The 13,844-nt window shown below is 72.1% G+C and carries 11 protein-coding genes; 7 read left to right on the top strand and 4 right to left on the bottom strand.

Annotation, left to right across the window (positions count from 1 at the left end; translation table 11 throughout):
* Positions 1-86 precede the first annotated feature (86 nt).
* The 6 genes from ACSMTC_RS37455 (at position 87) to ACSMTC_RS37430 (ending at position 7,502) form a co-directional block, all read left to right on the top strand.
* Positions 87-1,004, top strand: coding sequence for a spherulation-specific family 4 protein (locus tag ACSMTC_RS37455; protein ID WP_436564214.1), 918 nt, complete (start codon positions 87-89; stop codon positions 1,002-1,004).
* Positions 1,005-1,455: 451 nt separating this feature from the next.
* Positions 1,456-2,664 carry a GNAT family N-acetyltransferase gene (locus tag ACSMTC_RS37450; protein WP_436564911.1) on the top strand — a complete coding sequence of 403 codons (1,209 nt, stop codon included), beginning with the start codon at positions 1,456-1,458 and terminating at the stop codon, positions 2,662-2,664.
* Positions 2,665-3,124: 460 nt separating this feature from the next.
* Complete coding sequence (locus tag ACSMTC_RS37445) at positions 3,125-4,000, top strand: alkaline phosphatase family protein (RefSeq protein WP_436564213.1); 876 nt, start codon at positions 3,125-3,127, stop codon at positions 3,998-4,000.
* A gap of 65 nt (positions 4,001-4,065) precedes the next feature.
* Entirely contained in the window at positions 4,066-5,265 is a 1,200-nt protein-coding gene (locus ACSMTC_RS37440) for an EfeM/EfeO family lipoprotein (RefSeq protein ID WP_436564212.1), read from the top strand.
* Complete coding sequence (gene efeB, locus ACSMTC_RS37435) at positions 5,262-6,533, top strand: iron uptake transporter deferrochelatase/peroxidase subunit (RefSeq protein WP_436564211.1); 1,272 nt, start codon at positions 5,262-5,264, stop codon at positions 6,531-6,533. The genes ACSMTC_RS37440 and efeB overlap by 4 nt, the downstream gene beginning before the upstream one ends.
* A 156-nt stretch (positions 6,534-6,689) precedes the next feature.
* Positions 6,690-7,502, top strand: a complete 813-nt coding sequence (locus tag ACSMTC_RS37430) for a trans-aconitate 2-methyltransferase (RefSeq protein WP_436564210.1) — start codon at positions 6,690-6,692, stop codon at positions 7,500-7,502.
* Between the two features lie 7 nt (positions 7,503-7,509).
* Here the strand turns inward: ACSMTC_RS37430 and ACSMTC_RS37425 are convergent, their stop codons facing one another.
* The 4 genes from ACSMTC_RS37425 to ACSMTC_RS37410 all read right to left on the bottom strand — a co-directional run bounded on the left by ACSMTC_RS37425 (position 7,510) and on the right by ACSMTC_RS37410 (position 10,982).
* On the bottom strand, positions 7,510-8,421 hold the full coding sequence (locus ACSMTC_RS37425; RefSeq protein WP_436564209.1) for a GlxA family transcriptional regulator: 912 nt from the start codon (positions 8,419-8,421) through the stop codon (positions 7,510-7,512).
* A 10-nt stretch (positions 8,422-8,431) separates the two neighbouring features.
* Complete coding sequence (locus ACSMTC_RS37420; protein ID WP_436564208.1) at positions 8,432-9,031, bottom strand: isochorismatase family protein; 600 nt, start codon at positions 9,029-9,031, stop codon at positions 8,432-8,434.
* A 110-nt stretch (positions 9,032-9,141) separates the two neighbouring features.
* Entirely contained in the window at positions 9,142-9,288 is a 147-nt protein-coding gene (locus tag ACSMTC_RS37415; protein ID WP_436564207.1) for a hypothetical protein, read from the bottom strand.
* A gap of 131 nt (positions 9,289-9,419) precedes the next feature.
* Positions 9,420-10,982: an AMP-binding protein gene (locus ACSMTC_RS37410; RefSeq protein WP_436564206.1), complete on the bottom strand. Its 1,563-nt coding sequence runs from the start codon at positions 10,980-10,982 to the stop codon at positions 9,420-9,422.
* 435 nt (positions 10,983-11,417) lie between these two features.
* Between ACSMTC_RS37410 and ACSMTC_RS37405 the strand changes: the two genes are divergently transcribed.
* On the top strand, positions 11,418-13,841 hold the full coding sequence (locus ACSMTC_RS37405) for a GH92 family glycosyl hydrolase (RefSeq protein ID WP_436564205.1): 2,424 nt from the start codon (positions 11,418-11,420) through the stop codon (positions 13,839-13,841).
* Positions 13,842-13,844: the final 3 nt, after the last annotated feature.

The raw sequence follows: 13,844 nt of genomic DNA, 5'->3' as shown, positions 1-13,844 counted from the left end.
TCAAGGCTGCCGATCAACACTGCCGATCAAGACTGTCGGTCAACACTGCCGGTCAAAACTGTCGGTCAACTCGCAAGGGGGATACCGTGCGCAAGCACACCAAGGGCCTGCTGGCCCTGCTCTTCAGTTCCGCGCTCGCCGTGACGGCGGGCTCATCGAGTGCCGGCGCCGCCACCGCTGCCTCCACCACCGCCGCTGCCTCCGGCGCGCGGGGGCTGGAGATCGGTGTCCCGGCGTACGTGTGGCCCGGCGACCCGATGCTCTCCGGTCTGCAGACGGCCACTCCGGCCGCCTCGATCGTGATCCTCAACCCGGGCAACGGCGACTCCGCGTTCACCCCGGCCTGGCAGGCCCAGGCCGACACCCTGCGGGCCGGCACCACCGCCGCGGGCGGGCACACCCGGGTGATCGGCTACGTCCACACCGACAGCGGCGCCCGGCCGCTCGCCGACGTCGAGGCGTCCATCGACAACTACCTGAAGACCGCCGACGGCAGGCTGCACGTGGACGGCATCTTCTTCGACGTCGTCAGCCGGGACTGCGGCACCGCCAACAGCACCCGCGACTACTACTACACGCTGCGCCAGTACGTGCAGACCGCGATGAACGCCATCGACCCGGCCGCACCGGAGCTGGTGGTGGACAACCCCGGCACCGCGATCGCCGACTGCTACCTGGACCCCGCCCACCGCACCGCCGACACCTTCGTCACCTACGAGGGCAGCTACGCCGACTACACCGGCGGCGGCTGGCTCGGCGGCAACGTCTTCAACCTCACGGCCGGCTACTACTCGGGGGCCTCCTTCGACCCGAGCGGCACCTCCTTCTGGCATCTGGTCTACGGCGTGCCCGACGCGCCCCGGATGCAGACCGCCCTGGACACCGCCTTCGCCCGGGGCGCCGGCTACGCCTACGCGACCGGCGCCACCCTGCCCAACCCCTGGAACACCGCCCCGAGTTGGGGCTTCGCCGCCGAGACCTCGCACGCCGCGACCCTCGGCTGAGGCCGTCCCGCGACGGTGCACGGCTGACCGGACGAGCCCCCACCGCGGATCGCGGTGGGGGCTCGTCCCGGTTGCCCGGGCAGCGATTCCGAGATTCCCGACGGATCCGACGGCACCGGATCGCCGCAGGATTTCGAGGCGGACGGACGGATTTCACCGCTTCCGCCATTTCCTCATTCACAACGGAACCGTACGTATACGTAACCGGACCCGGCGGACACGCGGGCAATCCGTCCGACCGCCCAGTGATCGGCCCCGCCCTCGCGGAGCGCGCACCGCCAGACCGTACCCCGCCTGCACCCGATGGGCGCACCCGTGCGGCATCGGGCGGGCGACCGGTATTCCGCTTACGGCATTTCGTTTCCCGGCGGCCCGGCGGAGAACTAGCATCTCCGCTGTGAGCGAATCGAATCCGAATACGTTTGCCACCACCTCCGAGGACAGCCCCCCGCTGCGGATCCGGGAGGTGCCGAAGTCCGACCTCGACCGGGCCATCGACCTCGCCTCGCTCGTCTTCCTGGAAGAGTACGAGGACGACCTGCGCGCCAAGCACCGGAAGTTCCTGCTCCGCTGCGACCGGATCGGCGCCTATGAGCACGGCCGGCTGGTGGGCCTGCTCGCCACCGTCCCACTGCGGCTCTCCGTGCCCGGCGGCCAGCTCCCCTGCGCGGGGCTGACGTTCGTCTGCGTGGCACCGACCCACCGCCGTCGCGGGGTGCTCTCGGAGCTGGTCTCGGAGCTGTGGCGCCGGTGCGCCTCGGCGGGCCGGCCGCTCGCCGCGCTCTGGGCCTCCGAGGCCGCGATCTACGGCCGGTACGGCTTCGGCGCGGGCACGCGGCTGTGCACGGTCGAGATCGACTCCCGGCGCCCGCTCGACCTGCGCCTCGCGCCCGATCCCCGGCCGCTGCGCCTGCTCGACCCCGCCAAGGCGCCGGCGGCGATCGGGCCCCGTTACGAGGCGGGCCGGGCCGAGCGGGCCGGCCGCCTGGCCAGGGACGACTACTGGTGGCGCGAGCAGATCCTGCCCGAGGAGGACGAGGACGACGACGAGCTCAGCCCGCCGCGGGTGGTGGTGCTGGGCGACGGGCCGTCGCCGGACTACGCGGTCTACCGCACCCGCGGCGGCGACGACTCCCCCGGAGCCGTCGAGGTCTACGAGCTGGAGGCCGGGAGCGGCCCGGCCGCGGCGGCGCTGTGGGGCTACCTCGCCGGCATCGACCTCACCTCGAAGGTGCGGGCCTGGGGACGCCCGGCCGACGACGCGCTGCTGCTGATCGCCGCCGACCGCGACCAGGTGCGCGTCACCCAGGACTTCCCCGCGCTCTGGCTGCGGCTCACTGATGTCCGGGCGGCCCTCACCGGGCGGTCCTGGGCCGCGCCGGTCGACCTGGTCCTCGACGTCCAGGACGGCTCGATCCCCGCCAACAGCGGGCGGTTCAGGCTGACGGCCGGCCCGGAGGGGGCGTCCTGCCATCCGTGCCCCGATGCCGCCGACCTCTCCCTCGACGTACGGGATCTGGCGGCCTGCTACCTCGGCGGCACCCGGGTGGGCGATCTGCTGCGGGCCGGGCTGGTGGTCGAGCACACGGCGGGCGCGGCCCGGGCGCTGGACGCCGCGCTGCACACGGACCGCCTCCCGTTCACCAGTGACGAGTTCTGAGCCCTCGCGGACCGGCCGCCTCCGCTCCACCGCCACAGGCTCTGTCAGGTACCGCTCCATTGACCGGCACCGGCTGCTACTTCCAGAGTGGTGACCAGGTGCACCGCACCGCGATCGCCGGACCGATCCGGGCCTCCCGACCGGACGGCAGGGCCGGGTAAAAGCTGAACCCGCAATGGAAACAACCGGCAAAACCGGTTGCCGTGAGGAGTTGACGAATGGTCAGTCAGGGCCTCGAGCCAACCTCCGCGTCTCCTCGCTAAGTTCACAGACTCGCCAGTCCACCGACAACTGAAAGGCACCTACGGCCCCAATGCTTTACGCGGCACCGAGGCCGGGCGATCGGCCCGGCCACCCCCCGCATCGGTCCGCGGCTCGACCACGAGGCCCATGCGGCGGAATCCCCCGCTTCCGTGAGAGCCGCGGCACACCGCCCGGCTCGTCTCCCCCTGGAGTCTCCATGCGTACGAGGTCGCGTTTTGCCGGGCTCTCCGCCGTCGCCACGGCGACGGCGGTTGCGGCGTCCCTGGCCCTGGCTCCGCACAGCTCGGCCGCCGCCGCGCCGGCGGCCGGCACCGTCCCCGCTCCCGCGCACATCGTGGTCGTGGTGGAGGAGAACCACTCCTACGACGACATCATCGGCGACACCGACGACGCCCCCTACATCAACTCCCTGGCGTCCCAGGGCGCGCTGATGACCTCCTCCTTCGGCGTCAGCCACCCCAGCGAGCCCAACTACATGGCGCTGTTCGGCGGTTCCACCTTCGGCCTGAGCTCCGACTCCTGCCCGGTCAACGAGGGCAACACCGCCAACCTCGGCTCCGAACTGCTGGCCGGCGGCCACAGCTTCACCGGCTACTCGGAGAACCTGCCCAAGGCCGGCTCGACCAGCTGCACCGCCTCGGGCGGCTACGCGCGCAAGCACTCCCCGTGGGCCAACTTCAGCAACATCCCGGCCGCCGACCAGCAGCCGTTCTCGGCCTTCCCCACCGACTACAACCAGCTGCCCACCGTGTCGTTCGTGATCCCGAACCTCAACGACGACATGCACGACGGCACCATCGCCGACGGCGACTCCTGGCTGCAGAACAACCTGTCCAACTACGCGACCTGGGCCCAGCAGAACAACAGCCTGCTGGTGGTCACCTGGGACGAGGACGACTACACCGAGAGCAACCAGATCCCCACCCTGTTCTTCGGCGCGCACGTCCAGCAGGGCCAGTACAGCGAGACCATCAACCACTACAACCTGCTCGCCACCCTGGAGCAGATGTACGGACTGGCTCCGGTCGGCCAGAGCGCGAGCGCCGCGCCGATCACCGACATCTGGAACTGATCCGTCCAGGGTCCCGGCCCCGGCGCCCCGCCCGGGCCGGGACCCTGCCTGCTCGAAGGACCCCCATGCCGGAGCGCACACCCCCCGTACCCGCGGCCCGCCGGCTCCGCCCGGCGCTGGTCGGGCTGGTACTGCTGGGCACCACCGCCCTGATCGGCTCCGCCCCCGCCGACAGCAGCGAGCTCGCACCACCCGGTGGGAAGCTCCAGGTGGACACCACCACCTGCGGCACACCGCCGGGGCGCCTGCCCGCCGGACGGATCTCGTTCAGCGTCACCAACAACTCCAAGGTCTTCGCCACGCTCTATGTGGTCTCGCCGGACGCGAGCCTGGCGTACGCGGAGATCCCCTGGCTCGGCCCCGGCAGGACGCTGCCGCTCGCCACCACCCTGACGGGTGGCCGGTACGCCGTGCGCTGCGTCTTCTCCAGCGGCCCGGTGCTCACCACCAGCCCGGTGACGGTCATCGGCAGGGCGTCCGGTGCCGTGGCCGGCTACCCGCCCATGCCCGACAAGGAGCTGGGCGCACCGGTCAAGGCCTACCGCGACTACGTCAAGACCGCGCTGCCGGACCTGCTCGGCGCGGGCCGCACGCTCGACGCCGACGTGGCCCGCGGCGACCTGGGCGCGGCCAGGTCCGACTGGCTCGCCGCACACCTGGACTACGAACGCCTGGGCGCCGCCTACAACTCCTTCGGCGACTTCGACAAGTCCCTGGACGGCATGGCCGACGGGCTGCCCCAGGGCGTCGACACCCCCGGCTGGACCGGCTTCTTCGCCATCGAGTACGGCCTGTGGCACGGCTGGGACGCCGGCCGGCTGCGACCGGTCACCCAGCAACTGGTGACGGACCTCGACGGCCTGGTCCAGGACTTCCCCAGCGAGGACACCGACCCCGGCGACCTCCCGCTGCGGGCCCACGAGATCCTGGAGAACTCGCTGCAGTTCCAGCTGAACGGCATCGCCGACTACGGCAGCGGCACCACACTGGCCACCCTCGACGCCAACGTCCAGGGCACCGAGAAGGTACTGGACATCCTCGCGCCGGTGATCCGGCCACGGGATCCCGCACTCCTCGACCGGCTTCAGCGCCAACTCCCCGGCTACGAGGGCAAGGTGGCGGCGTACCGCGGCGAGGACGACTCCTGGACGCCCTCCTCGCACCTCACCACGGCGCAGCGCCAGCGCCTGGACGGAGAACTCGGCGATCTCCTGGAGGAGTTGGCCGTCCTGCCCAACCTGCTCACCCCGAGGAACCACGCATGACCGCGCCCGATCCTTCCCAGAGCCGTGCGCCGCTGCACCGGCGCGCCTTCCTGCGTGGCGCGTCGGTGGGTGCCGCGGTCGGCGCGGGCGCGCTGGCCGGGGCCTTCGCGGCGGCCGCCGATCCCCAGGCGGCCGATCCCCGGGCAGCCGGTCCGTCCGGGCGGCGGATCCCGTTCCAGGGTCCGCACCAGGCCGGTGTCACCACGCCGCAGCAGGATGCCGCGTCCTTCGTCTCGTTCAACGTCATCGCGCCCGACCGGGCCGGCCTCGAGCAGCTGCTGCGGACGCTGACCGAGCGGATCCGGGTGCTGACCTCGGGCGGTCCGGTGCCGGCCACCGACCTGGCCTCGCCGCCCACCGACAGCGCGACGCTCGGGCCGGTGCTGCCGGCCGACGGGCTGACCGTCACGGTGAGCCTCGGCGCCTCGCTCTTCGACGACCGCTACGGGCTCGCGGCGCGCAAGCCCGCCAAGCTGGTGCCGATGCCCGCCTTCCCCGACGACGACCTGGTCGGTTCCAAGGAGCTGCACGGCGACCTCTCGCTGCAGATCTGCGCGGACTCCCGTGACACCGTGATGCACGCGCTGCGCGACATCACCCGGCACACCCGCGGCGGTATGCAGCCGAACTGGAAGGCCGACGGCTTCCACGCCGCGCCGCGCCCGTCCGGAACCCCGCGCAACCAGCTGGGGTTCAAGGACGGCATCGCCAACCCCGAGGTCGGCGATGCGGCGGTGGCGGACGCGGTGCTGTGGACGCACGGCGGCACCAACGGCGAGCCGGCCTGGGCGGAGGGCGGTTCCTACCAGGTGGTGCGGATCATCCGGATGCTGGTCGAGTTCTGGGACCGGGTCTCACTGCGCGAGCAGGAGCGGATGATCGGCCGCCGCCGCGACTCGGGGGCGCCGCTCGACGGCACCGGGGAGTCCGACACGCCCGACTACCGGGCCGACTCCCAGGGCCTGCTGACCCCGATGAACGCGCACATCCGGCTGTCCAACCCGCGCACCGCGCAGACGGAGAACCAGCGGATCCTGCGCCGCGGCTACAACTACGACCGCGGCCTGGACCTCGACGGCAACCTGGACGTCGGGCTGATCTTCTGCTGCTACCAGCAGGACGTGGAGCGGCAGTTCCAGGCCGTGCAGCAGCGGCTGGCCGGGGAGCCGCTGGTGGACTACGTCTCACCGACGGGCGGCGGGTACTTCTTCACCCTTCCCGGGGTCAAGGGCCCCTCCGACTGGCTCGGTTCGGCGCTGCTCTCCTGACCCGTCCCCGTCCCGGCAACGGCTTCCGGCCCGTTGCCGGGACGGGGACGCCCACGACCCCGGAGAAATATCTCGACGTAAAGATACTTGATATCGAGAGAACTTGGGTGGAGGATGAACCTGACAGCGAGGCTCACCGCCGAAGGAGTCACACCCATGCGCCAGGCCACCTGGGACCCTCAGCAGTACCTGCGCCACGCGGGACACCGCACCCGCCCCTTCCTCGACCTGCTCTCCCGCGTTCCGGAGCCGGCCCGCTCCCCCGCCCTGATCGCCGACCTGGGCTGCGGTGCCGGGAACGTCACCGCCCTGCTCGCCGACCGCTGGCCCGACGCGCGCATCACCGGTTTCGACAACTCGGCCGAAATGCTCGCCGCCGCCGAGGAGTTCGCCGGTCCTACCCCCGCTGGCGGCAGCCTCGACTTCCGCCCGGCCGACGCCACCGGCTGGGCCCCCGACCAGGCGTACGACCTGATCGTGTCCAACGCCACCCTCCAGTGGGTCCCCAACCACCCCGAGCTGCTTTCCAGCTGGATCGACTCCCTCGCCCCCGGCGGGACTTTCGCACTCCAGGTCCCCGACCAGTCCACCGCCGCCAGCCACACACTGCTCGACGGCCTGTGCCGGAGCGCCCGCTGGCGCGGACGCCTCGCCGACCGCGCCGACGAGCAGCGCCAGTTCGTGCTCAGCCCGGGCGGCTACCTCGACCTCCTGACCGGTCTCGACTGCACGGTGGACGCCTGGGAGACCACGTACGCCCAACTGCTCACCGGCCAGGACCCGGTGCTCGACTGGGTCAAGGGCACCGCCCTGCGGCCGGTCCTCACCGCGCTGGCCGATGACCCCGAGGCCGCCGCCGCGTTCCTCGCCGACTACCGCGAGCTGCTCCGCACCGCGTACCCGGCCGGTCTGCACGGCACCGTGTTCCCCTTCCGCCGGGTCTTCGCCGTCGCCACCAGGCGGAGCTGAGCAGCGATCAGGCCGCCCGGGCACGCAGCCGGCGCAGCATCCGGGCGTCCTCGAACCCGACCGAGCGGGCGGCCGAGTCGACCGTCGCACCGTGGCCGATGAGGTGTTCGGCGCGCTCCAGGCGGAGCGCCTGCTGGTAGCGCAGCGGGGTGAGCCCGCCGGTGGCGCGGCCGAAGAGCCGGGTGAGGGTGCGTTCGCTCACCCCGACGGCCGCGGCCAGGGCGGGCAGCGGCAGCGGCTCGGCGAAGCGGGCGTCGATGAGGTCCTGGGCGCGGTGCACCGTGTCGTCGAGGTGGGAGCGGTGCCTGAGCATGGCGCTGGCCTGCGGTTCGTGACCGTTGCGCCGGGCGTAGACGACCATGTCCCTGGCCACCTGGGCGGCGACGGCGGGGCCGTGCCGGGCCGCGACCAGGTGCAGCGCCAGATCGATGCCACTGGCGATCCCGGCCGAGGTGACCACCCGGTCGTCGACGGTGAAGAGCACGTCGCGGACCACCACCGCACGGGGGTGGCGCCGGGCCAGCTCGTCCTGGACGTCGTGGTGGGTGGTGCAGCGGCGGCCGTCGAGCAGCCCCGCCCGGCCGAGGGCGTCGGCTCCGGCGCAGATGCTGGCGACGGTGCCGCCCCCGGCATGGTGGTCCCGCAGCGCCTGGAGCGCGCGCTCGCCGATGGCCGGCCTCTCGGCACTCGGGTGCACCCGCCAGCCGGGCACCACGATCAGGTCCTCGGGCCCGAGCTCGGGCCACTGTGACCGCGCGGCCAGCGGCAGCCCCTGGGCGCTGAGGACCTGGGGCCGCTCGGCGACGTAGCTGAAGGCGTACGGGTGCCCGAAGTCACCGGCGGTGGAGAAGACCTGCGCGGGGCCGGCCAGGTCCAGCAGGTGTACTCCGGGCACCAGCAGAAAGACGATCCGGTTCACGATCCGGTCATCATGCCTGATTCACCGCGGCGGCTTCCAGCTCGTCGACGGTGGCGATGGTGGCGAAGCGGCCGGCCAGGGCGTACTCGGTCCGCCTGATGATCTCCTCGGTGCCCAGGGTCCGGGGGTCCGCGAGCAGTTCCGCGGCGCTCAGGTCGGCCGGGGCGTCGCGGTGCGGGATGGGGTGGGTGGCGGTGGCGTCGGTGACGAAGGTGACCCGGTAGCCGAGGTCGCTGCCGACGCGGGTGGTGGTCTCCACGCACTGCTCGGTGCGCAGTCCGCACAGGGTGAGCTCGCGGACGCCGTGCTCGGTGAGGAGTTGCTGCAGGTTGGTGGTGGTGAAGGCGTTGTGCGAGGTCTTGTGGATCAGCGGCTCCCCGTCCCTGCGCTCCAGTTCGGCCATCAGTCGCACATGGCCGAGCTCGGGGTCGAAGGTGGTGCCGGTACCGGGTTCGATGTGCAGGACCCACACCACCAGGTCGCCTGCCTGGCGGGCGAGCCGGACCAGGCGGTTCACCTGGTCGGCGATCTTCGGGTCGGAGACGGTCTCCCAGAGCTCACGGGCGCGGAAGGACTCCTGGACATCGACAACGATCAGTGCTCGGTTCATGTCCCCGAGTCTGGCCGGTCCCGGCGGTCGGCCGACAGGCCGCATCAGGTCCGAGGGCGGACCGATCCGGTCACGGCGACAGGCCACCGGCACCGACCGGACCGGACGCGCTACGGACGGCGCAGCCAGTTCCCCCGGTGCGGTGGCGGATCGGCGGGCCGGCAGCACGGCCTGGAGCACTCCTGCTCGTCGTCCTCCGGATCGATGACGAACGTGTCCCTGCCGTGGATCGTGCGCGGGGGGTTCTCCCGGTCCATTGACCATCCTCCGTTGCAAGCCGGTTGACCGAGGATGAGGCTACCCCCCGCCATCCGCCATGTACATGGCATTGCATGGAATCCCGGCGCTCCCCGCAGCCGGAAGTGCCGCGGGGAGTGCCGGGGGCACATCACGCCGCCGCGGCCTCGGCTGCCTTCCGCAGCGCCTTCTTGTCCGGCTTGCCGACATCGGTCAGCGGCAGCTCGGAGACGAAGGTGATCCGGGCGGGCTCGTACATCGCGCCACGCTCGCGCAGCACCAGGTCGCGCAGCTGCCGCTCGTCCACCTCACCGCCGGGGGCGGGTACGACGACGGCGTGCACCTGCTCCATCCGGTCGGCGTCGGGAACGCCGAAGACGGCACTCTGCTGAACATTGGGGTGGGAGTTGAGCAGGTCTTCCAGCTCGGTGGTGTAGACGTGGCCGCCCACCACGATGATCATGTCCTTCAGCCGGTCGACGACCGTGAGGAACCCGTCCTCGTCCAGCCGACCGAGGTCGCCGGTGTGCAGCCAGCCGCCGCGCAGCACCTCGGCGGTCAGCTCCGGCTGCTTCCAGTAGCCCTGCATCACGCTGCGGGAGCGGACGCAGATCTCGCCGAGTTCACCGACCGGCAGGTCGTTGCCCGCCTCGTCGCGGATCGCCACCTCGACGCCGGGCAGCACCTTGCCCGCGGTGCGCAGCCGGTCCAGCCGCTCGGGGTCGTGCTGCTCGGCGGTCAGCACACTGACCCCACCGGCCTCGTTCTGGCCGTAGAACTGGAACAGCACCGGGCCGAGCCGCCGGACCGCGTCGGCCAGCCGGACCGGGGAGGCCTGGCAGCCGCCGTAGATCAGGCTGGTCAGGCTGGAGGTGTCACGGTGCTCGATGTCGGGGTGGTCGAGCATCTGGTACAGCAGCGGCGGCAGCAGCCAGAGCCGGGTGATCCGCTCGCGCTCGATCGTGGCCAGCACCTCGGCGGGCTCGAAGTCCTCCTGCAGCACCACGGAACCGCCGGCGGACAGGGTGAGGTCGACCAGGTAGCCGGCCCCGTGGGCGATCGTGGTGCAGACCAGCTGGCGGTGCACCTCCTCCTGCACCTCGCTGAGCTGCTCACGCATGCCGCTGACCTGCTCGAAGGTGGCGCAGATCCCCTTGGGGTGACCGGTGGTGCCGCCGGTGTGGCGGATCGAGCAGACGTCCTCGGGCTGGGCGAGACCGCCGAACGGCTCGGCGGACTGCCCGACCGCCAGCTCCAGCAGGTCCTCTCCGTCCTCCAAGGAGTCCTTCACGGAGTCCTTCACGGACCCGAGGAACAGGACGTGCTCGACCTCGGCCTGGCCCACCAGCTCGGCGGCCCGCTCGGCGAGCCGCGGGTCGACGATCAGCGCACGGGTCTCGACGTCCCGGACGATGGCGGCCTGTACGTCCACCGAAAGCTTGTTGTACAGATGGTTGATCCGGCTGCCGAGCAGGTTGGCCGCGTACCGCGCGGCAATCGCCTCCGGCAGGTTCCCGCTCAGCAGGGTCACCGTCTGACCGCGACCCACCCCGCGCTCCCGGAGCACCCGGGCCATCCGGTAGACGAGATCGCGGAACTCGCCCGCGGTGATGCGCCGCCCCTCGTGGACGGCCACCTCCAGCCCGGGCCGTTCCCCCAGCGCGTCGAGGTTCCGCTCGACGTAGCTCTGGAATATCTGCGAAGTGCTGGACATGTCATTCCCCTCCAGGCGCCGGCCCACGGGTCCCCCGCGCCGGCCTTGCTGACCTTGCTGACATCCGGATCTGACGTTCCGTCAGATAGAACGGAACCCCTCCTGGGCCTATTCCGTCAAATTAGTTGCCCGGAGCAACCATACGTATGGTAGTCGCCTCCTCACGCAAGATCAAGACGGTTGGTGACTCCCCAGTGACCCACCGTGCGTACCCATCCGAGCCGGGTGCCCGCCCCGGTGGGCCGGCAGGTGGTTCCGCCTTCCAGGATGCGCTCCGCACCGGCCCGGTGCGAGGCGAGCGGGGCCGGGCCGGCGAGGCCGACCGTGACCCGAACTGACCGACCGTCACCGCAACGCGCGTGTAAGGCTCGTGTCTCCCCGCCACCGAGGGCAGGATCGAACGGTCACACCAGGCCGACCGCCCCGGGGAGAGAGATGCCGCTGCGAAGCCACCCGATGCACCGGATCCGACGGACCCTGCTCTCCGTCGCGCTGCTGCTGGCCGCCCCGGCCCAGGCGGTCCCCGCCTCGGCGGCGCCGGTACCGGCCGAGCGGCCCTCGGCGCTGGTCGACCCGCTGATCGGCAGCCTGGGCGGAGGGGGGACCTTCCCCGGCCCGGCGGCCCCCTTCGGGATGGCCCAGCCGAGCCCCGACACCCTCGGCCCCGACGGCTCCGGCTCCGGCTACTCCTACGAGCACGGCGCCATCCTGGGCTTCAGCCAGACGCATCTCTCCGGCGCCGGCTGCGGCGTCAACGGCGAGGTGCCGATCCTGGCCACCACCGGCCCGGTCACCACCTCCGACCCGGCCGCGTACGCCGCGCACTTCAGCCACCGCGACGAGCGCGCCTCGGCCGGCTACTACCGGGTCGGCCTGGACAGCGGGGTGGTGGCCGAGCTGACCGCCACCGCGCGCACCGGCTGGCAGCGGTACACCTTCCCGGCGGGCCGCCAGGCCAACGTGCTGGTCAACACCGGCCGCGCCGGCATGCCAGTGGACAGCTCGGAGTTCCATGTGACCGGTGACCGGACCATCGAGGGCCGGGTGACGGACGGCCGGTTCTGCGGCAGCAGGAGCGACCGCCACACGCTCTACTTCACCGCCTCCTTCAGCCGTCCCTTCACCTCCTTCGGCACCTGGCGCGGCGGCACCCTCACCCCCGGATCCCGGGACTCCGCCGGGCGCGGCGGCCACGGCAGCGGCGGCTGGCTCACCTTCGGAGCCGATGGAACCGAGGCGGACCGCCGGGTCGTGGTCAAGGTCGGGCTCTCCTACACCGGGGTCGAGGGCGCGCGCCGGAACCTGGCGGCGGAGACCACCGGCCACGACTTCGACCGCACCCGCCGGGCACTGACCGCCGAGTGGGACCGGCGGCTGGGCTCGGTGCGGATCGCCGGTTCGGACCGGGCGCACCGGACGGCGTTCCAGACCGCGCTCTACCACGCGCTGCTGCACCCCGACCTGATCGGCGACGTCGACCGGCGCTACCCGGGCGCCGACGGGAAGATCCACACCGCGACCGACTGGACGCCGTACGCCAACTTCTCGCTCTGGGACACCTCGCGCACCCAGAACCAGTTGCTCGAACTCCTCGTCCCCGAGGTAGCCCGCGACATCGACCTGTCGCTGCTGGCGGTCCACCGCGAGGGCGGCTGGCTGCCTCGGTGGTGGCTGGAGAACAGCGAGACCGGGGTGATGACCGGCGACCCGGTCACCCCCTTCCTGGTCGACGGCTGGTCCAAGGGCCTGCTCGCCGGGCACGAGCAGGAGGCGTACCGGGCGCTGTGGCAGTACGTCACCCAAGTGCCGCCCGCAGACTCCCAGTTCAGCGGACGCAGCGGCAACCTCCGTTACGCCGCGCTCGGCTACCTGCCCTATCTCGGCGACTGCCCCGGCAAACACGGCCAGGACGACGACTGCCAGCACCCGGTCTCCGCGACCCTGGAGTACGCGGCGGCCGACGCCGCCCTCGCCCTGATGGCCGAGGCCCTCGGTCATCACGAGGACGCGGCGCTGCTCACCGCCCGGGGCCGCAACTACCGCACCCTGTGGAACCCCGGTACCGGCTTCTTCGGACCGCGGAACCCCGACGGCAGCTGGGTGGCCCCCTTCGACCCGGTGTCCGGTTTCGAGCACGGCGACGGCGGCCGGACCGCCTTCCACGAAGGCGGCGGCTGGCAGTACCTGTGGTCGGTTCCGCAGGATCCGGCCGGACTGATCGGCCTGCTGGGCGGGAAGCAGGCCGCCACCGCCCGGCTCGACTCCTTCTTCGCCTACGACCGGCTGCTCGCCGACCCCGCCGGCGCGGCCCGCACCGCCTGGGTCCACGGCGCCACCGACTACTTCGGCCGGACCACCTACAACCCCGACAACGAACCCGACCTGCTCTCCCCGTACCTCTACCTGTGGACCGGCCGGCCCGACCACACCGCGACCGTCGCCCGCGCCGCCGAGACCCTGTTCACCGACGCCCCTGACGGCATCACCGGCAACGACGACCTGGGCACCATGTCCGCCTGGTACGTGCTGACCGCCCTCGGCCTCTACCCCGGCGCCGCCGGTACCGGGACCTACCTGCTCACCACCCCGAGGTTCCCGCTCGCCGTCCTGACCGTCGGGCCGTACGGTGAGCGCCAGGGCGGCCTGGTGGTGATCCGGGCGCCGGGAGCCGACCAGGACACCCGCTACCCGGCCGACCTGGAGCTCAACGGCCGCCCCTGGCACCGCACTTGGCTGACCCACTCGGCCCTCGCCCACGGTGCGCTGCTTGACCACCGGCTCTCCGCCTCCCCCGGCCGGTGGGGCACCGACCCCGCCGACGCCCCACCGGCCGGCACCGCGGCGCTCATCCACCGGTGACCC

This window comes from Kitasatospora sp. HPM-01-4 (assembly GCF_051374625.1).
Classification (GTDB): Bacteria; Actinomycetota; Actinomycetes; order Streptomycetales; family Streptomycetaceae; genus Kitasatospora.
The sequence above is the reverse complement of the archived record's forward strand: the minus strand, read 5'-3'. Positions and strand labels throughout refer to the sequence as shown.

Bases quoted from the DNA above. Each gene is read 5' to 3' on its own strand.
- ACSMTC_RS37430 (WP_436564210.1), top strand. From the start codon at position 6,690: ATGCGCCAGGCCACCTGGGACCCTCAGCAGTACCTGCGCCACGCGGGA.
- ACSMTC_RS37410 (WP_436564206.1), bottom strand. From the start codon at position 10,982: ATGTCCAGCACTTCGCAGATATTCCAGAGCTACGTCGAGCGGAACCTC.
- ACSMTC_RS37420 (WP_436564208.1), bottom strand. From the start codon at position 9,031: ATGAACCGAGCACTGATCGTTGTCGATGTCCAGGAGTCCTTCCGCGCC.
- ACSMTC_RS37415 (WP_436564207.1), bottom strand. From the start codon at position 9,288: ATGGACCGGGAGAACCCCCCGCGCACGATCCACGGCAGGGACACGTTC.
- ACSMTC_RS37445 (WP_436564213.1), top strand. From the start codon at position 3,125: ATGCGTACGAGGTCGCGTTTTGCCGGGCTCTCCGCCGTCGCCACGGCG.
- efeB (WP_436564211.1), top strand. From the start codon at position 5,262: ATGACCGCGCCCGATCCTTCCCAGAGCCGTGCGCCGCTGCACCGGCGC.
- ACSMTC_RS37440 (WP_436564212.1), top strand. From the start codon at position 4,066: ATGCCGGAGCGCACACCCCCCGTACCCGCGGCCCGCCGGCTCCGCCCG.
- ACSMTC_RS37405 (WP_436564205.1), top strand. From the start codon at position 11,418: ATGCCGCTGCGAAGCCACCCGATGCACCGGATCCGACGGACCCTGCTC.